Here is a 22,951-nt window from a genome sequence, read left to right on the forward strand (position 1 = left end):
TCCCTGTATGTCACTCAGTCATGCCTCGCCCGATGAACTGCTCCCTGAAGCTCCTGAGCATCAGGTCAGTGCGCCGGAGGTGCAGTCCGCTGCTGCGGTTAAGCCACGTATCCGGCTTCCGTTCAGCCCCCGAAAAATTCTTCAGACTGGCAGCATCATTTTGCTGACTGTCAGTCTGACGGGTTCCCTGATCGCGCTGGTTGTCATGGGGCGTCAGGTTTCAGACCTGACAATACGTGTTAACACACTCGATGCGGCATTTCGCAGCGGCCAGATAGGCCAGCTCACCTCAAATATTTCAGCGATGGAAGCGCGCCTGAAGACGCTCGAACAGCAGGCGGCCACGCTTGCCTCACTTCCTGCTGCTATGCAGTCGGCCGATGAGCAGCAGAGCGCCCTGAGAACATCCGTCAGCCAGCTTCAGGAGGCCGGCAACGACAACACCCGGGCGGTGACTCAGTTGCAGTCACGCGTGGGCTCTCTTGAACACGATGTACAGCAGTCCCGGGCCGAGCTTGATGAGATTAACCGTAAGGCGGAACTCACGCAGAAAACGCCGGCGCCTGAAAAGCCCCGGACCAGCACTGGTGCAGTGCCCCCCCGGGTGGGCGCCGCTGTAAAAAAGACTGACCGGTCAGCCAGGCGTACGGTGACGCCGGCTGCACCGTTTGTGCTGACCGGCATTGAACGCCGTGGTGGTCAGACCTTCGCCGTCGTCATTCCCCGCGGTGTCTCGCAGATATCGGCCATGCGCCTGCTCTCACCGGGGGATGCCATGCTGGGCTGGACGCTGCGCTCAACGGAGGGCAGCGGTGCTGCTGTCTTTCTGGTAAACGGCCGCGAACACCGGATTCAGGTTGAATAAACGGAGATAACGCTTTGATGAAAAAAACACTGATGGCCTCACTGTTTCTGGTGCCGCTCATGACCTCCGCTGCCACGGTCAGGACATCCTCCGCGCAGAGCAGCATATCCACATCGCAGGAGTCCTCCACCGGCGTGCTGAGTGCGCAGCAGCAGGCGCAGCAGTGGGGACTGTCTGACAGCGACTGGAGCCGTTATCAGACCCTGATGGAGGGGGATCGCGGCATTATGTCACCGGGCCTTGACCCGCTGACGGCGCTGGGTGTGGAAACCGATAACAGTGCTGAACGCCGTCGCCTGGCTGAACTCTGGGTGAGGCACGAATACCAGCGAAGCGAAAAGGAGCTGGCCTTTCAGCGCGAAATCAATGCTGCCTGGCTGCGACTGTATCCGGAGACGCTGGCCGTCAACATGGGCAGCAATGCGGCGGGTATCGCGCACGACACACAGGGGCGTCTCGCCCTGTTTGTGAAAGAGAACTGCTCGCGTTGCGATGCGCGTCTGGCGGCCGTGCTCGCCGACGACCGTCCCGTCGATATTTATCTGGTCGGCGGAAACAGCGATGAGGCCATCCGTACCTGGGCCATCCGTCACAACATCCCGGTGGAAAAAGTCCGCAGCCGCCAGATAACGCTCAACCACGACGGTGGCCTGTGGCTGCGCTACGGGCAGGGCCAGATGCCGGTGATTCTGCAGCAGGGGGAAAACGGATGGCAGCTCGCCGCATTCTGATGCTGGGTGCCGGGATTCTGTTTGCAACAGCGGCGTCCGGCGCCACAGACCTGCAGGTTATTCCTGATGCGTACCGGCAGATAGCCGCCGCTGAGCGGGTGCCGGCGGAGTCACTGTATTCGCTGGCAATGGCCGAAAGCACCCGCAAAACTGCCTGGGGTGCGAAGCCGTGGCCGTGGACCATTAACGTCGCAGGCAGGGGTTACCATTACAGCACGCGTGAAGAGGCCTTCACGGCGCTGCTCGGGTTTATGCAGCGCTGGCCGCTGAAAAATATTGATGTCGGTGTGGCCCAGGTGAACCTGGGCTGGAACGGGCATTTTTTCCCGACATACCGTGATGCGTTTGATCCGTACACCAATCTTCGCGCAGCGGCCCGTATCCTGCGGGCCTGCTATGACGCCCGCCCCGGCAGCTGGCTTCGTGCGGCGGGCTGCTACCACCATCCGTCAGGCGGTGCGCACGCGGCAACCTATATGGCCATTGTGCGACGCAAGCTCAGTCAGATAGCCATGACCGGTACACCGGCGGCCGTCGGTCAGCCCGGGTTACTGGCCCGAAATTCTCTTTCCTGGATTGAACCGCAATGAAAAATACGCTTCGTTATACCCTTGTTTTCACGCTTTTTTCAGGGCTGCTGACCAGTGCCTTTAGTGCCTCTGCCACGCTGACCGTGGTGGGCGACCTCGGCGGTGAATCCACAGGACCGCTGTTTGACGCCATCAATGCCGGTCCGGGTCAGTCTGCAACGGAGTCGCCCGTTCTCCCGCCACCGCCGGCATCGCTTTCCCTGTCCGACATGCTGCCGGTCAGCACGCCTGAAATGTCACCAGGCGCTGTCGCCGCCCGGCCGCTGAATCTTCCCGGCATGCCGCCGGTGTTTGTACTGGGTGACGATGCGTCTTCCCGTCATTGGCTCACGCACCACGCCACCACGCTCAGCCGCATGCAGGCAACCGGCATGGTTATCAGTGTCAGGGATGAGCAGGGATTAAACGCACTGCGTCAGCTGGCGCCGGGGGTGGCAATGGTGCCTGTCAGCGGCGGTGACCTGGCCCGTCGCCTGGCACTGACGCATTATCCTGCCCTCATCACCGCAACGGGGATATCACAGTGATGCCGGCCTCCCTTATCGCTGAGTTGCTGAACCCGCACAGGGGACTGTCTGTCCTGGCAATGACGGGGGCGGTAGTGCTGGCATTCCTGGCATTAAAACCGCGCACTGTCAGTCAGCGCCGCCATCGTCGCTATCAGAAACAGGCCGCACGGGCGCTGCTTCGCCTGCCACAGCTGCGCGACGAGGCGGCAAGGATGGCCTGGTTGCGTAAGATGAACCCGTATGTGTTCGAGGAAATGCTGCTGACGGCACTTTCCCGGCAGGGCCTGCGCATACAGCGTAACGCCCGTTACAGCGGTGATAACGGCGCAGACGGTCAGGTCTGGATCAACGGTCGTCGCTGGCTGATTCAGGCCAAACGTTACAGCGCCACCATCAGTGCCGCGCATGTTTCGGTATTCGGGTTACTGACAGAGCGCGAGGGGTGTCCGGGGCTGTTCGTTCACACCGGCCGGACCGGCGAGGTCAGCCGGGAAGCCTTTCGCCGCTATGACGGCATCATCCTTATCAGCGGGCAGCGCCTGCTCTGGCTGCTGTCCGGTGACCGGCGCTGGATGGACACACTGACCAGACCGCCACACCGCTCCCTCACCCCACAAAGTCAACGTAAAGAACCGGCACCATCCCCCGTCATCCGCGATTAAGAAGGAACATTGCCATGCCCAGAATGCTGTATTCCCTGACAGACCGCATCGTCGACCTGGTTACCTCTCAGGCGGCAAAAACGGCCCCGATGGTCATTTTCGTCCTCGTGCAGTGTGTGCTCAGAATATGTATTCTGCGTCCCCTCATTATCTTTTGCTGCATGGTACTCGCGGTACTGATCGCCGTGCCTGTTGCGGTTTTTATCAGTCCGTCGTTCACCCCGGATGTGCTGGCTCAGGGCCTCTTACGGGTGATTCACCTGCTCCCCGGGGCGTATACCCCGCTGTGCGTAGCCGGTGCACTGTCTGAACTGGTTTACCTGATTCGCCGTTTTACGGTTCTCCCTGATTTCTGGCCGGATAATGCGGCTCAGCGAAAAGGGAGATAAGCGATGAGTGATTTTCTGGCGAGAACGGATGCTAACCCGCCACACTGGGCGGGGGAGGTTATCGGCAAATGGGATGACCATAAGTTGCGCCTGTACGGTGGTTTTCTCCGCCGGCATTACTGGACCGATCAGGGCAGTATTAATGTGTTCTGCATAAAAGGCACCGACCATCCTGACTATCAGGGGCTGACCTGGCATGAGTTTCTGCACCGGGGTAAACGCATGGACCGGAACATTCCGATGCTGGAGCGTAATCCGGGTTACTACCTGGAGACTGACCGTAAAAAACCTTCCATGTATTACAACAGCTATGACGGTATTGACTGGTATATCGGTGCTGACGGCAATCACCGCAGCGGTCTGGCACGGTTTCTGTTTCATGAGCGGGAAATGGCGTATCTGCATGGCGTGCATCTGAACCATTATGAGTTCGATGAACCCCTGCTGGCCGTGTATCTGGCCCTTCGTGAGGAACTGAGCCAGCATGCGGCACAGGGCTTTCACATGGACCTGAATGTCAACCGCGTTCATCGCGCCCGGGAGGATACCGCAGGCTGGAAAACCGATATCTATTCCACGTCGCTGTATTTCAGTGTGGGGTCATGGTGCAGGGAACACGCTGACAACCTGGACATCAGCGCACTGGCTGCACCGCGTGATTTTTCGTGTCCGGATGAGGGATGGCAATTGCTTGTGTCTCTGATGGCATGGCGGGATAAGCGTACTGCAACAAAACGTCCCGGATTTTTCAGCCGGCTGACCAGCAGGGGGCGTATATGAGCGATCGCTATGTGATGGAATCCCTGCTGCGCCCGGCTGTGGAACTGTATTCCGCAACGGTTGCGGCCAGTGCGACCTGTATCTGCCTGACCGCCCCGTGGGCGGTGGCACTCTCGCCTTCTGTCAGTTGGGTGACGGCCGCCGGTTTCGGCGTTCTGGCCCTGAAGCGCACCCGCGAGGGCATGAAAATTCTGCGCTACCGGCAGAATATCCGCCGTCTTCCCCGTTATGTACTGACCAGCGAACAGATACCGGTCAGCCGGCGCCATCTGTTTCTGGGGAAAGGTTTTCAGTGGTCTGTGCGTCATACCCAGCGGCTGATTGAGGCGCGTCGGCCGGAGTGCGAAATCTATGTGCAGCCCTCCGTGCTGTACCGCATGGCGCGTGAGATGGAAAAGAAGATGGAGTACAGCCTCCCCTGGCTGTGCCGGCTGACCTGCACGGATTCGGCGCTGAACCCTTTTCGCCCTTTACCCCCGGTCGGCGGCAGCCCGGTGTATCACGGTGTCGAGCCTGATGAGACTACGGTGACCTACGATCTCGGCGAACGCGTCGGGCATATGCTCGTTATCGGCACGACCCGCGTGGGCAAGACCCGACTGGCGGAACTGCTTATCACCCAGGATATCCGCCGCACAAACGCCGCCGGTGAACACGAGGTGGTCATTGTGTTTGACCCTAAAGGGGACGCGGACCTGCTCCGGCGGATGTACGCAGAGTCGCACCGCGCGGGGCGTCAGGATAACTTCTGGGTGTTCCACCTCGGCTGGCCCGATATCAGCGCCCGGTATAACGCCGTCGGACGGTTCAGCCGTATCTCCGAGGTGGCCTCCCGCGTGGCCGGTCAGCTCTCGGGGGAAGGTAACTCCGCGGCCTTCCGTGAATTTGCCTGGCGGTTCGTCAATATCATCACCCGCGCGCTGGTCGCCCTCGGACAACGCCCGGACTACGGCCTCATTCTGCGGTATGTCACCAATATCGGTGAGCTGTATGAGACTTACGTGGATAACTTGCTGAGCGAAAAGGCGCCGCAGCTGATGAATACAACGGAAGCCATGATGCAGAGCGGGATCAGCGATAAGGACCTGCCGCGTCATCTCCAGGGACGGCCTAACGGCGTGAAAATCTGGGTGTCAGAGCAGGTGCTCGGCAGCCCGGAGGGGAAAAAACTCTGGGACCCGGTGCTGGACGGCCTGCGCAGCGCGGTGCAGTACGATCGCACCTACTTCGATAAAATTGTGGCATCCCTGTTACCACTACTGGAGAAACTCACTACCGGCAAAACGGCCGCGCTTCTCGCCCCAGACTACACCGACCTGGACGATCCGCGTCCGATTCTCGACTGGCACAATATCATCAAGTCCCGAGGCGTGGTATACGTGGGCCTCGATGCACTCTCCGACCCGGTGGTGGCCGCCGCCGTTGGAAACAGCATGTTCGCAGACCTCGTGTCTGAGGGAGGCCACATCTATAAGTTCGGTCTCGGTGATGAGGAAGAGGGGAAATCCGCAAAGGTGGCCATCAACCTTCACTGCGATGAGTTTAACGAGCTGATGGGGGATGAATTTATCCCGCTTATTAACAAAGGCGGTGGTGCCGGTTTTCAGGTGACGGCTTACACCCAGACGCTTTCTGACATCGAGGCCCGCATCGGCAGTACGGCCAAAGCGAACCAGGTGGTGGGTAACTTCAACACTCTGGTGATGCTGCGCGTGCGCGAGAAAAACACCGCCATGCTGCTCACCGATCAGCTCCCGGAAGTGGATGTCTACCAGAAAACACTGACATCGGGTGTCACCGACGTCTCGCGTCCCGGGGAAGGCACGGATTTTAACAGCAACGTTAACGACCAGGTGAGTCTGGTAAAAGTGCCGATGATAAGACCTGCTGACATCATCAATCTGCCGAAAGGCCAGGCCTTTGCACTGCTGGAAGGGGGAAGACTGTGGAAAATCCGTATGCCGTTGCCGGCGGATAACAACGACCCACATATGCCGGCCAGCCTGAAGCATCTGGCTGACAGCATGGAGAAAAACTACCACACCGGTGAAACCTGGTGGACCGGTGGTGACATAACGTATGCAGGAGGGCCGGATGCCACAGCAGGACAGTGAGAACGGGCAGCGCAGCGCGACGCCCCGACAGCGACAGTCCGGTCCGATTGGCCTGCTGCTCTGGGATTTCCCGATGGGCCTTATCGGTGTGTTGCTCGGTTCACTCCTGGTCAGCCTGCTTATCGAGTATGTCTGTATTGCGCTGTTGTGGCCGGAAGAAGGCGCGGCCCACAGCTATCAGGTGATGGTGGCAGAAAGCCACTGGCTCTCGGAAGGGTATACGCGCAGTCTGCTGATGGCCGCCCCGGTTGAGACAGTCAGCCGGTGGGTGCACGTTGCCTGGCAGTGGCTGTTTGTGGATAGCGGGTTCAGTGGCTGGCTGCAGTCATTTAAATCCCTGAGCGAAAAAGGTAGCGGGCTTATTCCGGCGCTGAACGGAATCGGAGCCACGCTTGTGAGCTGGCTGGGTGTGTACCTTCAGGCCACGGTCTGGGTCACGCTGATATTCTTCATCCGGGTAATGATCCTGTTTCTCAGCCTGCCGCTGTTCGCGCTGGTTGTCATCACGGGCGTGGTGGACGGGCTGGTCAGACGTGACCTGCGTCGCTACGGCGCGGGGTATGAATCGAGCTTTGTGTATCACCATGCCAAACGCTTTATCAAACCCGCCCTGTATGGCCCCTGCATGCTCTATCTGGCCTGGCCAACTGCGGTGTGGCCGAATCTGCTGTTGCTGCCATCAGCCTTGCTGGTCGGTGGTGTGCTCGCCGTGGTGACCGGCTCGTTCAAAAAATACCTCTAGAAAGTCGCCCGCAGTACCGTTTTCGGGATGATGCCCGGAAGCCCGCAGCTGGTGCGGGCTTTTTTTTGATCTTGACTCAAAACGGTAGCTGATTCAGCAGGCATACTCAGGCATTAATTTTCGCTGACACATAAAGAATTTCCTGCTGTAAGACAGGCTGCTTTGCGTCACTCTGCCGACGACCCGTTAACCGGAGAGCCGCAGAATGCCTCATACCCGAATCCTCACAGCCCTGCTGATGGCCGTCCTGCCCGCGCTGCAGTGCCACGCTTCAGAGAAAGATGAACTCGCGCTGGTCATGCGCCAGCTCGACCAGGTGCAGGCCGGGCTGGACCGCGCCCGCGTGGTGGCGAACCAGACCCAGGATGCCCGCTTTTACTTCGATTATCAGCAGGCGACGCGCGATATCACCACCATGAAGCAGGGGATCTCAACCTATCTTGAACCCTCCCGCGCGCAGCCTGCGTCACCGTCGTCTTCTGTCACCGGACAGTACCGCGCACAGGCACCGGCATGGCGATGAACGGTGCACAGCTTAATGGCTGGAGCGCCGGCACCGGCAGCAGCCTCACGCCTTCGCAACTGAACACGCTCATCCTCGGCACGCTCGCAGTCGTCATTCTCCTGTTCAGCGCCTGGGCGCTGGTTCAGGCCTATCGCGGGGTTGCCTCGAAATCCGTGACATTTCGTCAGTTCAATGAGCTTGCCGTGCGACTGATCGTGCTTTACCTGGCAATGCTGTTTCTGTTTTTCCACTGAAAGGACCATATCAATGATATCCACATTACTCAGGCGTTACCGGGCTATCCGGGCCCGTGCAAAACACATACTGCTGACAGGGCTATTTTTTACCGGTAATGCCCTGGCCGACCTTCCTCCCATTGAACAACCCACGACTGGCGGCGGTGGCGGGACGTACAACATCATGATGGGTTACGCAAAAATGGGCGGTCTCGCACTCGGACTGCTTGTCAGCGTGGGAGCATTTCTGGCCGTGGCGCATGCTGTCATCACGTCTTTCCATGATATCCGCAAGGGAAAAGGCTCCTGGACGGAATTCCTGCTTTACGGTGTGGTGGGCATCATTCTTATCCTTGTAGTTATTTTTCTGGCGACCAAAGCGTCAGACATTCTGTAAGGAGACTCTATGGCCGTCATCGATTTCCTTCCTGACCGTCTGAACAACCCGCCTGTGGTGTGGAAAGGTTTCACGTCCGGTGAATTTCTTCTGGCGGCCATCACCGGCGTCATTGCCGGTATTCCGCTGGCGGTGCCGCTGGCTCTGGTACCTTTTATCGGCTGGCTGGCCTTTCCCACCTGTATGCTGCTGATGCCGATGTTCGTCATCTTCTTCGGCGGGGGCTGGATTGCGGGTTACAAGCGCGGTAAGCCGGAGAATTATATCTGGCAACGCCTGGAGGAAATCCGCTGTCGTACCGGTCTGTCCCGTGCCCTGATCCTCAACAGCCGGGCATGGGAGATGAAACGTACCACAGCGATAAAACGCGGAGGTCTGTCATGAGTCGTTTCCGCAATGGCATGACCGCGCGGGATAATCATATTTTCTCCCTGCGCATCGCCTGTGCGCTGCTGTTCGCTGGCATGCTGATGGCCGGTATTGGCTGGATGCGTGCACCGTCAGAACTTACCATCCACAATCCGCCGGATCTGCGTTCAGGCAGCACCCGTAAATGGTGGGAAGTGCCGCCTTCCACCGTGTACAGCTTTGCCTTCTATATCTTTCAGCAGCTCAATTCCTGGCCAAAGAACGGCGAGGTGGATTATCCGGCAAAAATTGCCCAGATGAGTCCTTACCTGACGCCGTCCTGCCAGGATTTTCTCAATAAAGACGCGGAGATGCGTAAAAACAGCGACGAGCTCCGGGACCGCGTGCGCGTGGTGTATGAGATCCCGCGCCGTGGCTACAGCAGCCGCAGCGTCACCATTCTCGATCAGGACCACTGGATAGCACAGCTCGATCTGGTGGCGGATGAGTATTACCACACTGAGCCGGTAAAACGTGCGCTGGTCCGCTATCCGCTGAAAGTGGTGCGCTGGGAGGGTGATCCGGAACGCAATCCCTTCGGACTTGCTCTGGACTGTTATGCGGCCACCCCGCAGCGGCTGGAGGCCGTCACGCTGCCTGAGCCGGAGAAAAAGTGATGAAGAACCCGTTAAAAAAATGCCGTCTGCTCCTGCTCGCCGGACTGATCCTGTCGGGCGCGGCAGACGCTGTGGAGCTGATGAAATGGGAACGTATCCCGCTGCAGGTTCCCCTGACGGTGGGTCAGGAGCGTATCGTTTTTGTGAATAAAAACGTGCGTGTCGGCTTTCCACCCGCGCTTAACAATAAGCTGCGTATTCAGAGCACCGGCGGCGTGGTGTATCTCGATGCGAGTGAGGCGTTTCCGGTGACGCGGCTTGAGCTGCAGAACAAGGAAAACGGGGAAATTATTCTGCTCGATGTATCAGCCGCACCGGGAAAAACCACGCGTGAACCCGTGAAAATTGTCTATGACGGCGAAGTGGCCACCGCAACCGCCAGTGACAGGCAGTCCGTCAGCAGCGAGGGTGACAGCACCGGCCGCAGTGCTCAACAGGCTGATACGGAAACCACAAAGCCGGACCGTAAGCCCGCGAAACTGAATGCACCGCTGCCGGTGGTCCTGACCCGCTATGCGGCCCAGAACATGTACGGTCCGTTGCGTACGGTTGAACCGGTGCCGGGTATCAGCCCGGTGTCACTGAAGCTGCCTTCCGTCATCACCACACTGATGCCTGCTGAACCGGTCACCGTCACGCCGATGGCCGCCTGGAGTCTGCAGGGCAGCAGCGTCGTCGCGCTGCAGGTCCGTAACCGTTCTGCCGGAAAGGTCATTCTTGATCCCCGCGCGCTGGAAGGTCAGTTTACCACGGCCACCTTCCAGCACCGCTGGCTGGGGCGCGCAGGCACACCGGAGGATACAACGGTCCTCTATCTGGTGACGCCCGGACGCCCGGAGGGTGCCTTCATTGCTGAGCCACCCTCGCTGCAGCCCGCTGACGGACATAAACGGAGAGCGAAAAAATGAAGGCACCCTCCTCAAATCTTCTCGTGAAAGTCGCCGTTCCGGTGGTACTGGCCAGCGCGGTGGTGGTGGGCGTGAAATCCTGCTCAGGGGGGGGGGAATCAGACGGCTGCACCACATACCGCCAGCAATGTTGCGCTGAAGGACCTGTCGCCGGAAGATCTCAAAGCGCTGGGTATTGAAGGTGACACGCCGCAGGACACACTGCGCACGGTGGTGGGAAATTTCCGCAAAGTGCAGGACCGTCTCGATACGCTCGCGGACGATAACAAAAAGCTCAGCGACGAAAATAAAGCCCTGAAAACCACCAACAGCAATGTGGACACGCAGATTAATCAGGCAGTAAGCAATGCCCGTGCCGAGGAGGCGCAGAAACGCCAGCAGCTCAGTGCAGAGGTCACCGATCTCAGTACCCAGGTCAAACAGCTGATGGATCAGTTGCGCAATGGCGGTGCCGGCACGGAATCCGGAAAAAACAGCGGCTCCGGCAGTGATATTCCGATCGGGCTGGGCTATGACAGTGGGCTGAACAGCGGCGCCGCCGGCGTATCGTCTTCCGCTGATGGACTTCATTGGGTGGAGCCAAAAGACGGTGTCCCCGTTGATGCCAGCGGCCGGCCGGTGACCGACAGCAACAAGAATAACGCCACAGGCTTCTCGTTTGCCACGTCGTTTGCTGATACAGCTGATGCCGGTAAACAGGCCGTCGGCAACACCACAGCAGCGGTACAGACGCAGCTTACGGATGCACAGAAGGCCACCGACCCGGTGTACACGCTGCCGGAGAATTCCACCCTCGTTGGCAGTCGCGCGATGACCGCACTCCTGGGGCGCATCCCCGTGGATGGTAAAGTGACCGACCCCTATCCCTTTAAGGTGATGATTGGCAAAGACAACCTGACGGCAAACGGCATCGAGTTGCCTGACGTGCAGGGGGCCATTGTTTCCGGCACGGCGACGGGCGACTGGACGCTGTCATGCGTGCGGGGCTCCATTACCAGCATCACTTTTGTCTTCAGCGACGGCACGGTCAGGACGCTGCCTTCGCCTGACGGACAGGGGCAGAACGGAAACAGCAGTAATCAGAACAGTCAGGGCGGTAATAGCAGCAGTATTGGCTGGTTGTCCGATGATAACGGTATTCCCTGCATCTCCGGGACGCGCAAGAGCAATGCTTCGACCTATCTGCCGACCATCGCCGCACTTGCGGCCGCCAGTGCGGCGGGTGATGCCGTGGCGGAAAACCAGAGTACCGGCCAGACCAACGCTTACGGTGGCGTGACCTCAACGCTCACCGGTAATGCCGGTCAGGCCGTACTGGGTAAAGCGCTCTCCGGCGGCATGCGTGAGACCGTTGACTGGGTGAAGGCCCGCTATGGCCAGACGTTTGATGCCATCTACGTGCCGCCGGGTCAGACAGTGGCTTTGCATATCACGCGCCAGCTGGCCATCGATTACGAGGAAAAAGGCCGCAGGGTTAAATACGATTTCAGCCTGGCCGGCAGCGGCACGGGCATGGACTGACGGAGAGACTGATGCAAAATGATATCCCTGGACGCCCTTCTAAGAGTCAAGCTGTTATCGGGATACTGTTGATCCGCCTGTTTTGATTGCGCAGTAACGTGTAAACTTCGCGGGAGATATATCGCTTTAGACAGCGTATCGCTTCCATTTTTGTATGTCCTTCGGCTACACGCCTGGCGACATATTCCTTTGTTTTTGCGTCAGTTCGTAAGCGTCCGATGGCGATGATGTGAAGTGCACTATTTGCAGCACGATCTCCACCACGATTAAGTCGGTAACGGTTCGTTTTTCCAGAAGAAACGGGGACCGGGCTGACACCACACAGTGCCGCAAATCCTGATTCTGATCTTAACCGTTGAGGATTGTCTCCGGCAGTGATCAGCAACTGTGAAGCGCTTTCGTATCCGATAGCATTACGTTTAATCAGCTCAGGTGCCAACTCGTCGACAATTGCCGCAATCATGACATCCAGATCAGCGATTTCGTCATGTAACTCGAGATAGCGTCGGGCAAGGGACTTTAATGAAATGCGATAAACGTTGGTTACATTGCGGTATTCACTGGCATCAGGTCTCCAGGAACCCAGGGTCCTGATGAGCTGCATGCGCGTCATATTTCTGAGCTGTTCACGTAATTCATCCGGGCAGAGATAATATTTGAATGGATAATCTGGAGAGCGACTCTGCGGGCTGATATTGCTGTTTTTCGGCAAGTTTTTAATACCCGCAGGGACTCAATCATGCCATCACGCGTTTTGGGAGTAACTGTCCTGATGCCTGAGAATGCTGCATGAGCGGCACATTCAGCATCAATTGTGTCACTTTTACCCCGTTTGCGTCGCTCCATCCGGTCTGGAGCAGTCACCTCAAGAACTTCTAACCCGGCGTTCTGAAAATAACGAAGCAAACCGGAACCATAGGTACCTGTGCACTCAACACCAATTCGCTTTAATGTCCCAAACGAGGTCATCCATGCCAGCATCTGCCGGTAACCTTGTCGTGTTGTGGAGAAATACTGAGTCCCAAGGACTTTATTGTTCTGATCTACGACAGCGGCAACGTGCAAATCTTTATGTGTATCCACGCCACCCACAACGGCAGCTTCGGTAACTTTATCAACCATGACAGAGCTCCTGTGAGGAAACAGAGTTGAATCTCCAGACAGATAACCCGGACAGGACAGTAACGAGACAAGCCGTCAGGCCCTTCTTGAGTCACGCGCATCGGTGAGGAGATGCCTCGCATGAAGGCGCTTCCGGCAACCGACGGGTCCAGGGCAGGACACAAAAGGTCGATCGCTGTGTGAGTCAGGATGCGGGAAGGTCTTCACTGCATCAGTAATCACACCAATCTGGTTAAACGGCAAACTAAGTGGTGGTAAAGACTGACATCGGCATTATTACTATACCGCTGTGATGAGGTGGCGCAGTCTGCGTCCCGTCACGCTTTTCCTGACCGGAGCCGTGGCACTGCTGCTTGCCGGCTGCAGCACATCAAAAGATGAGATGCTCCCGCCGGGTGACAGCACCATGCTGGAACTGTGGAATGATGGTGCTTCAGCCACCCATGCAACCGGTGAGAGCCGGACCACCCTGCGCCGTCCGGTTACGGACAGTGAGCGGGTTATTTCACGGCAGACCCGGGACAGCTACAGCCGCACCCAGGAGAATGAAATCCAGCAGACGTTTCCGCGCCTGCCCAACCCCGACCTGGTGATGTACGTCTTCCCGCATCTGGCCGACGGCAACACGCCGGTGCCCGGTTACAGCACCGTATTTCCCTTCTACAGCCAGGTACAGTACGCGCTGCCCGGCGAGCGCACGGAGGATTTGTAATGGCCTTTTCACTTTTCCGTCGCAGGGCTGAAGCGCAGGAAGCACACCAGTACGGTGACGGGCCGTTTTCTGTTAACGGCCATGAACCCCTGACGCGCGAGGGACGTCTGACCCGCAGCGAGGAAGCGAAGCTGTATGAGACGGCTCCGTCCATCATCGATCACATTCCCTGGGGGGAATATCTCCCTGAACATCAGTGCATCCTGCTTGATGACGGCGTGTCGGTCGGGGCAGTTTACGAAATCATCCCGGTGGGCACCGAGGGGCGTCCGGATTCCCGCCTGGAGGAAATTCGCGACGTGGTCGAAAACGCCCTGCAGGACAGTCTTCCGGAGCTGGATACACATCAGTGGGTGGTGCAGTTCTACTGTCAGGACGAGTCTGACCTGATGGTGTATATGGATAAGATCCGGGGGTATGTTAAGCCCCGGGCGCAGGGCACCGACTTCACCGACGCCTGGCTGAGGGAACAGGCCCGTCATCTGCAGAATGTGGCCACTGAAAAAGGCCTGTTTGTCGATGAGGCCGTCACCGGTGCGCCGTGGCGCGGTCAGATACGTCGTACGCGTATGGTCATCTACCGCTGGGTGGAGTCACCGTATCGTGACCCGATGGCCCCCGAGGTGCTGCTGAAGCAGGTCTGCGATCGCCTGACGGCCGCCATGAGCGGTGCCGGTATTCAGTGCCAGCGCCAGAACGGCGAGCAGATCCACAGCTGGCTGCTGCGCTGGTTCAACCCTGAACCAACGTGGGTGGATAAGGCCACACTGTATCGCTGTGCCAGACATACTGACGACGCTCCTGGCGAACTGCCGTTGCTGAATGATTTCAGTGAAAGCCTGTGGTTCACCCGCCCCCGCAGTGATGCGGAGAAAGGCGTATGGTGGTTTGATGACGTGGCGCACAGGGCGGTGCCGGTGGCTCGTCTGCGCAGCGCACCCACCACGGGGCACCTGACCGGCGAGGTCCGCCGTGGCGATAATATCAACGCCATTATGGACCTGCTGCCGGAAGGTACGGTGCTTGTCATGACGCTGGTTATCCATCCGCAGGACAAGCTGGAGGAAAACTTTGCCCGGCTGAGTCGTGACTCGATGGGGGAGAACGTGGATTCGCTGCGTGCCCGGGAGGATGCGGCCACCGCCCGCACTTACCTGGGTAATAAGCATAAACTGTATCGCGCGGCCATTACCCTGCTGATTAAAGCCCGCGACCTGCCTTCACTGGACAGTCGCTATCTCGACCTCAGCAGTAAGCTACTGAACTGCGGGCTGGAGCCGGTAAACCCGGAGCATGATATCGGGCCGCTCAGCACCTACATGCGTGCATTACCCATGTGCTTTAATCCGGAGCAGGACCGGCACAACTGGTATACCCGTCTGATGTTCGTGCAGCATTTTGCCTGCCTGGCGCCGGTGTACGGGCGTGATACCGGCACCGGCAACCCGGGCTTTACCTTTTTTAACCGGGGCGGTGGTCCGCTGTCCGTCGATCCCCTCAACAAAAATGACCGTACGCAGAACGCCCACCTCCTGCTGTTTGGGCCGACCGGTGCAGGTAAATCGGCTACCGCACTTGATAAGCTGGCACAAATGATAGCCATTTACCGTTCACGTATCTTTTTACTGGAGGCGGGTAACAGCTTCGGGCTGGCCGGAGACTACTTTGAGTCCCTGGGACTCACCGTTCATCGTGTCAGCATCAAGCCCGGTAAGGCCATCTCGCTGGCGCCGTTCGGTGATTCGCATCTGCTGATGCAGGAAAAACCGGATGAACTCATTATCAGTGAAGACGCCCTGCCGGATATTGATGACGATGAGGACAAGGATGAAAAACGTGATGTGCTGGGTGAGATGGAGATTGCAGCACGCCTGATGATTACCGGCGGCGAGCCAGCGGAGGAGCAGAGAATGACGCGCGCCGATCGCGGGATGATCCGGGAAGCCATCATGATCGCTGCGCGGAGTACGTTTGAGGCCGGACGGCAGATGTTGCCTGAAGATCTGATGTTTGCGCTGCAGGGCATCGCCCGGGATGCCGGGATGGGTGAGGACGGGCGCGAAAGGCGTACGGCCGCGCGCCGGGCCCGTGCTGAGGAAATGTCGGAAGCGCTACGGATGTTTACCGAAGGCTTTGAAGGTGAGCTGTTTAACCGTCCGGGTACGCCGTGGCCGGAGGCTGATGTGACCATCGTTGACCTTGGTACGCTGGCGCGCGAAGGCTATGAGGCGCAGATGGCCGTTGCGGTGATTTCCCTGCTCAACACCATCAACAATATTGCTGAGCGCGAGCAGTACAGTGACCGGGATATTATCGTGTCGATCGATGAGGCGCATATCGTGACCGCAAATCCCCTGATGGGGCCTTATGCCACCAAGATTGTGAAAATGTGGCGTAAGCTGGGTGCCTGGCTCTGGCTGTTCACGCAGAACCTGGCCGACTTTCCGGATACGGCCAAAAAGATGCTCAATATGGCGGAGTGGTGGATTTGTCTGGTGATGCCCCCTGATGAAGTGGAGCAGATAGCGCGTTTTAAAACGCTGAACAGTGAACAGAAGGCGATGCTGTTGTCTGCCACCAAACTTCCTAAAAAATATACGGAAGGCGTTATTTTGTCACGTAAGGTGCAGGCCCTGTTCCGTGCCGTGCCCCCGAGCCTCTACCTTGCTCTGGGTATGACAGAAAAAGAAGAGAAAGCTGAAAGACGCCTCATTATGAATGAATTACAGTGCAGTGAACTTGAGGCTGCGTTTCATGTTGCGCGCCGGCTTGATGAAAATCGCGGACTGAGTATCTGACAGGGGAATTCATGAAGAAACTGACTATGGCACCGCCGATGGTCGTTGCGGACAAAGCGCTGATTGCGTCTGTCATTTTTACCGTACCGCCGCAGGGTATGGCCTCGATAGGGCAGTCTGACAGCGTGTCGCTTGATACGCTGCTGCGGGAAATACTGAAACGTCTGAAAACACCGTTTTTGCTGTCGGTTTACCCGCACCGTGTTGGCCGTCGCAGTTGCGTGGCGGTACACCTGACGGATGAGAATGAAAAAAAACTGGATATCCTGATCACTGTGACTGGCAATACGCTGTGGCCCGGTGAAGCGGAGTTCAGAAATGGCCTGCGCTGGAATGTCTGCGTACCCGACGCCACCGACCTGCTGTGGGTACTGAAGGAGATTGACAGAGTTACGGGCGGGGAAATCTGCAGTTAACAGGACCTGCGTGTTTGTCGGACAGCGCAGTCTGCTGTCTGACAAATACGCAGGCTGCGGGTGCGGGCGGCAAAGAGCCCGCGTTGATTTGCCTTTCAGTCCTTCGGGAATATCGTGTCTGAAACATTACAGTCTGCCTCTTCGATGCCAGTCCCGAGTTGTCAGTAGCCATTGTTGTAGCGACTCTGCATTTTATACAGGCGTCGTGTTTCATTTCGTCGTCCGTCCGGTGCTATGTTTGCGCCCATACTGATGCAGTGTTCCCTGCGACGGGCAATGGCTTCCCGTACGGCATCGTCGTCCGACAGGTCCATCACAGCCAGCCACCGGCGGGCGGCACGGCGCCACTGCCCCCGGTGTTCCAGACTTTCAGCAATACTGTCTTTCAGTTCCATATATCTCCATCGCCAGGCAGTCATGACATTGCCGGCTATTCTTCCACAGACGCAATCACAGTTCTTTATTTAACCCTCAGCGCGCTTACGGAAAATGGCATCTGAACCCCCATATCGGAGACTTCTGATGCGCTATCCCTTTGAACTCGATCCACAGATTATCCATCACATTATTTACAGCCAGGCCGGTTCCATCGGCAAGGCCGTGATAGAACTCATCATGAACAGCGTCGATGCCGGCGCCGGCGCGGTGATTATCGATATTACCCCGGAAGGCTTCTCCTGCCGGGATGATGGCCGGGGTTTTGCGTCATACGATGATGTTAAGCGCTACTTTGGCCGGTTCGGCACCCCGCACCAGGAGGGCGATGCCACTTACGGCCGTTTCCGGCTCGGGCGGGGGCAGATTATGGCACATGCCCGGACGCTGTGGCGTTCGCAGCGATGGCAGATGTCCGTTGATACGCGTGAAATGGGGTATCACTATGATCTGGAAGAACTGACTCAGCCGATTCAGGGATGCATCATCAGCGGTGAATGGTATGAGCCGCTCACCAGCCAGGAGCGTATGTCCTGCCTCCAGGAAATCCGCGACCTGGTACGCTATACGCCCGTCACGGTACATCTCAACGGCACCATCATTACCCGGAATCCGGCGCTGGAAAAGTGGGATATGGAGGACGATGAGGCCTGGTATCGCCTGCGCGAAGACGGTGCCGTATCCATTTACAATCAGGGCGTCCTGGTACGACATGACCCGGCTCATATCTGGGGCGTGGGTGGCCTTGTCGTCAGTAAAAAGCCGCTCGCGCTGAACGTCTCACGCACCGAAATCCTGCGCAAGACCTGCCCTGTGTGGGCATCGATTGCGGCCCGGTTTGGCCGGCTTGCTGCCACTTTTTCTGACAATCAGGGTAAGCACCGTAAAACGGAAGCCCGGCGGGAGAAAACGGCGCGATCGCTGCTGTCAGGCGAGGGAGACATGCAGAGTCTTTTCAATGGTGAGGAGGTCATCACCCTGCTGCCCGGAAAGCAGCATGTTACGCTGGAGCACTTCATCCGCAAATGCTGCCATTACCCCTCTGCGGTGGATAAAAACTGTTTCACTCTCATCCGTTATGCCGGTGATGTGCCCCGGGGAGAACTCATTGCCCGTGCGGGGATCGCACCCGTGGTGCATCCGGTCACGCTTTCCCGCTTTGGCTGTTATGAGCCGGAAGAGTTTATGGAGTGCCTGAGCCGTGTCCGGGAAAACCTCATGGCGTACAGGGAACCCCTGCCCCGGGAGCAGCGATGGGGTTCCGGCTGGCTGTCAGAACTGGCGCTCGTTGATTTTGAGACGCTCAGCACAAACTTTATCGACAGCACGCAGATGGTCAGTGAGAAACAACTGGATAAGGAGACACGGCGGGCGTGGACGGCGCTGCGATGGTGTCTGGCCCGGTATGCTGCCGTCTGTTCGGGGGGGGAGGCGGGTTATCAGTCACGTTCTTACGGCGGCAAATGCTTCCAGATCCTGCTGGGTGAGTCCACGTCGTCCGATGCCTGGACGGACGGTGAAACCTATATTGCCTACAACATTGATATCGTGCGCCGGCTGAAGCCTGATGCGCTGCGTACCGCCAGCCTGTTGTTCAGCCTGACGGAACATGAGGTGGCGCATGAGGGTGACAGTCTGGACTGTGGCCATGATGAGGCCTTTTACCAGCGGTTTCATGACATCAGTACCCTGTGCGCCCCCGACAGGCAGCGTTATATGCACGTCTGGCTGATGAAATACACCACCAGTCTGGAAGCGGAGAGCAAGCGTGCCAAAGGCACAGCATGGCGGGAACGTTACCTGACCGAGCGAGCCAGTACCGGCCGGGAGAAAAAGGGGCTTCCCGGTGTCATCAGCCATGAAGGCATTGAGGACGCTGTGAACGCACCGGCTGAGCCGGAAGATGTAGCCCGGCTCAGCTTTCTCAACCTGCAGTTGAACGGTGCGGGCACGGTAGCACCGGCGGAGACCGACTGGAATAGTGTGGTGGCCGCGGGTATTGAGCAGACCCGGGTAAATCAGGACATACGTGGCCAACAAAAGAAACTACTGGAGGAATGGTACGCTTCAGATAAAGATGAGACCGATATCCTGACGGATGAGCAACAGGCAGATGAAGCCGAAGAGCAGATGTGGCTGGAGTCCCGTAAATTGCATTACCTGTCCATTTTACCCGGGGCGACTGAGGAAAATCTGCATGACAGGGCTGTGGCATTTCTTGCTTATATGACCGATTCAGAAGAGGAGGAACTGGCCGCCTGGGCCATGCGGGCCTGGGAAAACAGTGACCAGTGGTATGCCAGAAATACCCTGTCGTGCAGTGAGGCTGATTTCCTGTATGAGCAGGATTTTGATCAGCCACTTGGGGAAAATGTCCCGGCAGACTGGCTTCCGTTTATGCAGGAGGGCGAAACCCGATGGAGCATTGAGCGTAACGCGGCAGCGGCCGGGTTTATCCGGGAAATGGATTATCTGGAGTGGCGTCGCGACAGCGCCATCGATGACATTCCCTGACTGTGCATAATACAGGGTTTGTCAGCCGACCGGGTGGTGTGGATTTTGCTTTCTGTCAACCAGTCATACGGATAATAAATTATCGGCACCGGGCTCAGAGTTAATTACTGACCAGCTGTATCATTGACCGCACCCTGAGCGGGTTACTCACTCAGGGAGTGTTCTCCATGAAATTACCTGTCTGCTGCCTCGCAGCACTTTTCCTTACCGCCGGCGTCCGTGCCGGCACCGTCATTTATACCGACAGTACCCACCCGGTCACGGGCAACCCCGGTCCTGAAGTGACCGTCGTTCTGCTCGATGCCCCTGACCGGCTGCAGGCGCAGCTGTTCGGGCCGCTCCCGGCAGACCCGGCGCAGGCTGAGCAGCAGGCGCGGACGGTTATCGGTTCACCGGATTTTCAGCGACGCCAGCAGGACCTTGCCGGGGCTTATGCCGGCCTCACGCGTGCCTGGTCGCTGGGTCTTGAGAAATACCCCGCGGTGGTGTTTGACGATAAGTGGGTGGTTTACGGCACCTCTGACGTCGACGTTGCCACACAGAAGCTGAACGTATGGAAGGAGAAGGCACAGTGAAAATGTCTTTCTCCCGCCCGCGCCGGCTGGCGCTGGCCACGTTAATGGTCTGCACGGGCACGATGGCCAGCGTCAATACCGCCAGCCTGCTCTCCAGTGCCACCAGTCCGGACTGTATCAGCTGGCGCATCAGCGGCATCTGTTACTGGCTGTTCTGCACGCCGTTCGGCTGCTCGGTGAAAACCTCCGTGAAGGTCACGCATTTTATTCCTGAAGCCGTGGTTTCGGCCTACCTCAGCCCGGGTGCCAATCCGTGGACCGAAATGTCGGCTGTCAGCAGCCTGGCCGACAGCACCGAAAGCACGCTGCTCGGTAGTGCTGCAGGTGTGGCCACCGGCGGTGGCCGTCAGGAGATGAAAGCCCCGGGTGAGCGCAAGCAGAACCTGCACTTTTACTATGGCGATGCGTATGGACATCCGGCCACCAGACTTATTGGCGGGATGGTCCCGGGTTATTCGTGCGACAGTGCCGCCACGCCCTTTATGCCGTACTTCACAAGTGCTCTCGATGCACTGGCCTGGCGCACCGGCGTGCCGGAATCACTCTACCCGGAGGCGCTTATCCCCGGACAGCGTGAAATCGGCAGTACCATCGGCGGCAATATGTGGGGCAACGTCTACCCCCGCAGCGGCTTTGTGACCCAGACCGACAGCTACAAATCGGCGGCCATGGTGGTGCAGCGCGTGGCTGACATCATTACCCGCCAGGGACAACTGCATGTTTACAGCCCGCTCACCGGCCAGCGTTCGCCGGGGTACTGGCCACCCGACCCCGTGCAGGAAAACACCGGTACGAAAAATCACAAGTGGCAGCGTCTTTCCCCACAGCTGTCGCAGAGCTGCGCGGTGTTCCCGGACACCGGTGGACAGGAGGCTCAGGACGGCAACTACGCCTGGGCACTGTGGCAACCGTACAGTTGTTGCAAGCGACGCGGGCAGACTTTTCTTTACAGCACCGATTTCTCATGAGGACTATGCAGATGAAACAACAGTATCCGCAGCGGCTGCGCCGCCCCCTGGCGACACTGGCACTTTTCGCCGCTCTTTCCCTGCCTGCACTGGCCGTGAATACATCGCTTTCGTCCGATGGCGCCTCGGTCAGCGGTGCCATCAATGACGGTCTTTTTTACTCCATTGGTGGCGGTTCAGTGATTTCCCCGCCGCCGAGCCGCAGCAATATGTCGCGACTCGGGCTGAACGACGGCTGGAGCAGTGACCTCATGTGCGGCAACTTCGACCTGAAAACCACTGTAGGCAACCAGCTTAACGGTATCACCAGTGGGTTTAAGGACCTGATGGGTAACGTGATTCAGGGGGCGACCGGGGCGGTCATGAGCATGCCGGCGATGGCCATTCAGCGCGCCAACCCGGGTCTGTATGAAATGCTCACCAACGGGGTGCTTCAGGCGGGGCTCAGTTACGACAAAGCCCTGCTGAACTGCCAGAATATGTCGAAAAAACTCGCCGATTACACTGTGGGCAGCAAGTGGCAGCAGGCTGCTGTATCTGAGGAGTACAAGGATATCGTGGCGTCCAGCGGCGGGGATGCGGTCTCCAGCGACCAGCAATTGCAGAAGGCCACCGGTGAAGAAGGTGTCACCTGGGTCGGCGGCCAGAAGCGCGGTGGTAAGGGGCAGCAGGCCATCCAGCCCACCCGGGACCTGGCGAAAGCCGGTTATAACATGATGAACAGCCTGCCGGTGACCAGCAACAGCAGCGTGGGCTCCGCCAGCTGCAATGGCACGGCCTGTCAGCGATGGCCATCGTCCGATGATGCAGCCGCCGCGGTGGTGAAAGTGCTGGGTGACCGCTCCATCCGTACCTGCCGTGAGACCAGTGAATGCACCAGTGGTGGCACGGACAATCAGCCCGGGAGTACTGTTGCCGGCACCGGTTTCTCGCCGGTGCTGGAGGATGCAACGAAAACCAACCTGGAACAACTGGATAAGCTGGTCGGCGGCCAGATCCAGCCCACCGCGGAAAATCTGGGGGCGCTCAAAACCGGCAGTCTGGTGGTGACACGCGGCGTCATTCAGTCGCTGCGCGATGACCCCGATAAAGCCGCTCTGGTGCAGCGTCTGGCGGGTGAGCTGGCGATGGCCGACACCGTCGAGACCGCGCTCACCATGCGCCGCATGCTGACCACCGGTGAGTCTGAACCGAATGCCGCCGAGCAGCCAGAGGCGATTGCCGAGGGTGACCGCCGCATCGATGCCCTGGACCGGGAACTGAATGCCCTGCGTAACGAGATGGAGCTGCGTAAGGCCATCAGTAACAACAGCCTGCTCACCACGCTGGAACGTCAGGGTGCCCGTAACCAGGATAACCAGCTGCAGCAGAAAGCCGGCAACCAGGACCAGGGCTTCAGCCAGATGAACCAGACGCAATCCTCAGGAGCAAAGTGAT

23 protein-coding genes and 2 pseudogenes are annotated in these 22,951 nt (G+C 58.3%); 23 read left to right on the plus strand and 2 right to left on the minus strand.

Going from position 1 to position 22,951, the window contains the following annotated elements; translation table 11 throughout:
• The first annotated feature begins 7 nt into the window (after window positions 1-7).
• The 16 genes and pseudogenes from BJF97_RS02155 (at window position 8) to BJF97_RS02230 (ending at window position 11,974) form a co-directional block, all read left to right on the plus strand.
• On the plus strand, window positions 8-865 hold the full coding sequence (locus tag BJF97_RS02155) for a plasmid transfer protein (RefSeq protein ID WP_013095166.1): 858 nt from the start codon (window positions 8-10) through the stop codon (window positions 863-865).
• Between the two features lie 17 nt (window positions 866-882).
• Entirely contained in the window at window positions 883-1,596 is a 714-nt protein-coding gene (locus BJF97_RS02160; RefSeq protein WP_013095167.1) for a TIGR03759 family integrating conjugative element protein, read from the plus strand.
• Entirely contained in the window at window positions 1,575-2,186 is a 612-nt protein-coding gene (locus tag BJF97_RS02165) for a transglycosylase SLT domain-containing protein (RefSeq protein ID WP_007372603.1), read from the plus strand. Before BJF97_RS02160 ends, BJF97_RS02165 begins: the two co-directional genes overlap by 22 nt.
• Window positions 2,183-2,713 (plus strand): integrating conjugative element protein, encoded by a 531-nt coding sequence (locus BJF97_RS02170; protein ID WP_013095168.1) that lies wholly within the window; start codon window positions 2,183-2,185, stop codon window positions 2,711-2,713. Before BJF97_RS02165 ends, BJF97_RS02170 begins: the two co-directional genes overlap by 4 nt.
• On the plus strand, window positions 2,713-3,357 hold the full coding sequence (locus tag BJF97_RS02175) for a restriction endonuclease (RefSeq protein ID WP_013095169.1): 645 nt from the start codon (window positions 2,713-2,715) through the stop codon (window positions 3,355-3,357). The genes BJF97_RS02170 and BJF97_RS02175 overlap by 1 nt, the downstream gene beginning before the upstream one ends.
• 14 nt (window positions 3,358-3,371) lie before the next feature.
• Entirely contained in the window at window positions 3,372-3,746 is a 375-nt protein-coding gene (locus tag BJF97_RS02180) for a hypothetical protein (RefSeq protein ID WP_013095170.1), read from the plus strand.
• A 3-nt stretch (window positions 3,747-3,749) separates the two neighbouring features.
• Complete coding sequence (locus BJF97_RS02185; RefSeq protein ID WP_013095171.1) at window positions 3,750-4,526, plus strand: hypothetical protein; 777 nt, start codon at window positions 3,750-3,752, stop codon at window positions 4,524-4,526.
• Complete coding sequence (gene traD / locus BJF97_RS02190; protein WP_013095172.1) at window positions 4,523-6,640, plus strand: type IV conjugative transfer system coupling protein TraD; 2,118 nt, start codon at window positions 4,523-4,525, stop codon at window positions 6,638-6,640. The genes BJF97_RS02185 and traD overlap by 4 nt, the downstream gene beginning before the upstream one ends.
• The gene (locus BJF97_RS02195) at window positions 6,621-7,382 is read left to right on the plus strand and encodes a TIGR03747 family integrating conjugative element membrane protein (RefSeq protein ID WP_007372609.1); all 762 of its coding nucleotides are present in this window, start codon (window positions 6,621-6,623) and stop codon (window positions 7,380-7,382) included. The genes traD and BJF97_RS02195 overlap by 20 nt, the downstream gene beginning before the upstream one ends.
• A gap of 205 nt (window positions 7,383-7,587) precedes the next feature.
• Window positions 7,588-7,905 (plus strand): integrative conjugative element protein, RAQPRD family, encoded by a 318-nt coding sequence (locus tag BJF97_RS02200; protein ID WP_007372612.1) that lies wholly within the window; start codon window positions 7,588-7,590, stop codon window positions 7,903-7,905.
• Complete coding sequence (locus tag BJF97_RS02205) at window positions 7,896-8,141, plus strand: TIGR03758 family integrating conjugative element protein (RefSeq protein WP_007372613.1); 246 nt, start codon at window positions 7,896-7,898, stop codon at window positions 8,139-8,141. The genes BJF97_RS02200 and BJF97_RS02205 overlap by 10 nt, the downstream gene beginning before the upstream one ends.
• 13 nt (window positions 8,142-8,154) lie before the next feature.
• Window positions 8,155-8,520 carry a TIGR03745 family integrating conjugative element membrane protein gene (locus tag BJF97_RS02210; protein ID WP_007372614.1) on the plus strand — a complete coding sequence of 122 codons (366 nt, stop codon included), beginning with the start codon at window positions 8,155-8,157 and terminating at the stop codon, window positions 8,518-8,520.
• Between the two features lie 9 nt (window positions 8,521-8,529).
• Window positions 8,530-8,904: a TIGR03750 family conjugal transfer protein gene (locus BJF97_RS02215; protein WP_007372615.1), complete on the plus strand. Its 375-nt coding sequence runs from the start codon at window positions 8,530-8,532 to the stop codon at window positions 8,902-8,904.
• Window positions 8,901-9,545, plus strand: coding sequence for a PFL_4703 family integrating conjugative element protein (locus BJF97_RS02220; RefSeq protein WP_013095173.1), 645 nt, complete (start codon window positions 8,901-8,903; stop codon window positions 9,543-9,545). The genes BJF97_RS02215 and BJF97_RS02220 overlap by 4 nt, the downstream gene beginning before the upstream one ends.
• Entirely contained in the window at window positions 9,545-10,453 is a 909-nt protein-coding gene (locus BJF97_RS02225; RefSeq protein ID WP_013095174.1) for a TIGR03749 family integrating conjugative element protein, read from the plus strand. Before BJF97_RS02220 ends, BJF97_RS02225 begins: the two co-directional genes overlap by 1 nt.
• Window positions 10,450-11,974 (plus strand): annotated as a pseudogene (locus BJF97_RS02230) (TIGR03752 family integrating conjugative element protein). The gene BJF97_RS02225 and the pseudogene BJF97_RS02230 overlap by 4 nt, the downstream one beginning before the upstream one ends.
• A 46-nt stretch (window positions 11,975-12,020) precedes the next feature.
• On the opposite strand, the pseudogene BJF97_RS02235 reads toward BJF97_RS02230, so the two are convergent.
• Window positions 12,021-13,096: pseudogene (locus tag BJF97_RS02235) on the minus strand (IS110 family transposase).
• A gap of 292 nt (window positions 13,097-13,388) precedes the next feature.
• On the opposite strand from BJF97_RS02235, the gene BJF97_RS02240 reads away from it, so the two are divergent.
• From BJF97_RS02240 to BJF97_RS02250, 3 genes are read left to right on the plus strand one after another with little or no spacing between them, the layout of a single operon-like run.
• The gene (locus BJF97_RS02240) at window positions 13,389-13,808 is read left to right on the plus strand and encodes a TIGR03751 family conjugal transfer lipoprotein (protein ID WP_035943490.1); all 420 of its coding nucleotides are present in this window, start codon (window positions 13,389-13,391) and stop codon (window positions 13,806-13,808) included.
• Window positions 13,808-16,606, plus strand: a complete 2,799-nt coding sequence (locus tag BJF97_RS02245; protein ID WP_013095177.1) for a conjugative transfer ATPase — start codon at window positions 13,808-13,810, stop codon at window positions 16,604-16,606. The genes BJF97_RS02240 and BJF97_RS02245 overlap by 1 nt, the downstream gene beginning before the upstream one ends.
• A gap of 11 nt (window positions 16,607-16,617) precedes the next feature.
• A complete protein-coding gene (locus BJF97_RS02250) occupies window positions 16,618-17,022 on the plus strand; it encodes a hypothetical protein (RefSeq protein ID WP_007372621.1) in 405 nt (134 codons plus the stop codon).
• A 161-nt stretch (window positions 17,023-17,183) separates the two neighbouring features.
• On the opposite strand, the gene BJF97_RS02255 is transcribed toward BJF97_RS02250, so the two are convergent.
• The gene (locus tag BJF97_RS02255) at window positions 17,184-17,417 is read right to left on the minus strand and encodes a PerC family transcriptional regulator (RefSeq protein WP_013095178.1); all 234 of its coding nucleotides are present in this window, start codon (window positions 17,415-17,417) and stop codon (window positions 17,184-17,186) included.
• A gap of 127 nt (window positions 17,418-17,544) precedes the next feature.
• Here BJF97_RS02255 and BJF97_RS02260 point away from each other — a divergent pair, with 127 nt between their 5' ends.
• The 4 genes from BJF97_RS02260 to BJF97_RS02275 all read left to right on the plus strand — a co-directional run bounded on the left by BJF97_RS02260 (window position 17,545) and on the right by BJF97_RS02275 (window position 22,950).
• Window positions 17,545-19,971, plus strand: a complete 2,427-nt coding sequence (locus tag BJF97_RS02260; protein WP_013095179.1) for an ATP-binding protein — start codon at window positions 17,545-17,547, stop codon at window positions 19,969-19,971.
• Between the two features lie 167 nt (window positions 19,972-20,138).
• A complete protein-coding gene (locus tag BJF97_RS02265; protein WP_013095180.1) occupies window positions 20,139-20,546 on the plus strand; it encodes a TIGR03757 family integrating conjugative element protein in 408 nt (135 codons plus the stop codon).
• A 2-nt stretch (window positions 20,547-20,548) separates the two neighbouring features.
• On the plus strand, window positions 20,549-21,514 hold the full coding sequence (locus tag BJF97_RS02270) for a TIGR03756 family integrating conjugative element protein (RefSeq protein WP_233607940.1): 966 nt from the start codon (window positions 20,549-20,551) through the stop codon (window positions 21,512-21,514).
• A gap of 11 nt (window positions 21,515-21,525) precedes the next feature.
• Entirely contained in the window at window positions 21,526-22,950 is a 1,425-nt protein-coding gene (locus BJF97_RS02275; protein ID WP_013095182.1) for an integrating conjugative element protein, read from the plus strand.
• Window position 22,951: the final 1 nt, after the last annotated feature.

The organism is Klebsiella sp. LTGPAF-6F, assembly GCF_001753185.1.
GTDB classification, from domain to species: domain Bacteria; phylum Pseudomonadota; class Gammaproteobacteria; order Enterobacterales; family Enterobacteriaceae; genus Klebsiella; species Klebsiella michiganensis.

Coding starts and splice junctions, on each gene's coding strand:
- BJF97_RS02155 (WP_013095166.1), top strand. CDS start 8: ATGTCACTCAGTCATGCCTCGCCCGATGAACTGCTCCCTGAAGCTCCT.
- BJF97_RS02175 (WP_013095169.1), top strand. CDS start 2,713: ATGCCGGCCTCCCTTATCGCTGAGTTGCTGAACCCGCACAGGGGACTG.
- BJF97_RS02195 (WP_007372609.1), top strand. CDS start 6,621: ATGCCACAGCAGGACAGTGAGAACGGGCAGCGCAGCGCGACGCCCCGA.
- BJF97_RS02170 (WP_013095168.1), top strand. CDS start 2,183: ATGAAAAATACGCTTCGTTATACCCTTGTTTTCACGCTTTTTTCAGGG.
- BJF97_RS02240 (WP_035943490.1), top strand. CDS start 13,389: ATGAGGTGGCGCAGTCTGCGTCCCGTCACGCTTTTCCTGACCGGAGCC.
- BJF97_RS02270 (WP_233607940.1), top strand. CDS start 20,549: ATGTCTTTCTCCCGCCCGCGCCGGCTGGCGCTGGCCACGTTAATGGTC.
- BJF97_RS02165 (WP_007372603.1), top strand. CDS start 1,575: ATGGCAGCTCGCCGCATTCTGATGCTGGGTGCCGGGATTCTGTTTGCA.
- BJF97_RS02245 (WP_013095177.1), top strand. CDS start 13,808: ATGGCCTTTTCACTTTTCCGTCGCAGGGCTGAAGCGCAGGAAGCACAC.
- BJF97_RS02250 (WP_007372621.1), top strand. CDS start 16,618: ATGAAGAAACTGACTATGGCACCGCCGATGGTCGTTGCGGACAAAGCG.
- BJF97_RS02265 (WP_013095180.1), top strand. CDS start 20,139: ATGAAATTACCTGTCTGCTGCCTCGCAGCACTTTTCCTTACCGCCGGC.
- BJF97_RS02210 (WP_007372614.1), top strand. CDS start 8,155: ATGATATCCACATTACTCAGGCGTTACCGGGCTATCCGGGCCCGTGCA.
- BJF97_RS02220 (WP_013095173.1), top strand. CDS start 8,901: ATGAGTCGTTTCCGCAATGGCATGACCGCGCGGGATAATCATATTTTC.
- BJF97_RS02160 (WP_013095167.1), top strand. CDS start 883: ATGAAAAAAACACTGATGGCCTCACTGTTTCTGGTGCCGCTCATGACC.
- BJF97_RS02215 (WP_007372615.1), top strand. CDS start 8,530: ATGGCCGTCATCGATTTCCTTCCTGACCGTCTGAACAACCCGCCTGTG.
- BJF97_RS02200 (WP_007372612.1), top strand. CDS start 7,588: ATGCCTCATACCCGAATCCTCACAGCCCTGCTGATGGCCGTCCTGCCC.
- BJF97_RS02185 (WP_013095171.1), top strand. CDS start 3,750: ATGAGTGATTTTCTGGCGAGAACGGATGCTAACCCGCCACACTGGGCG.
- BJF97_RS02275 (WP_013095182.1), top strand. CDS start 21,526: ATGAAACAACAGTATCCGCAGCGGCTGCGCCGCCCCCTGGCGACACTG.
- traD (WP_013095172.1), top strand. CDS start 4,523: ATGAGCGATCGCTATGTGATGGAATCCCTGCTGCGCCCGGCTGTGGAA.
- BJF97_RS02225 (WP_013095174.1), top strand. CDS start 9,545: ATGAAGAACCCGTTAAAAAAATGCCGTCTGCTCCTGCTCGCCGGACTG.
- BJF97_RS02260 (WP_013095179.1), top strand. CDS start 17,545: ATGCGCTATCCCTTTGAACTCGATCCACAGATTATCCATCACATTATT.
- BJF97_RS02255 (WP_013095178.1), bottom strand. CDS start 17,417: ATGGAACTGAAAGACAGTATTGCTGAAAGTCTGGAACACCGGGGGCAG.
- BJF97_RS02180 (WP_013095170.1), top strand. CDS start 3,372: ATGCCCAGAATGCTGTATTCCCTGACAGACCGCATCGTCGACCTGGTT.
- BJF97_RS02205 (WP_007372613.1), top strand. CDS start 7,896: ATGGCGATGAACGGTGCACAGCTTAATGGCTGGAGCGCCGGCACCGGC.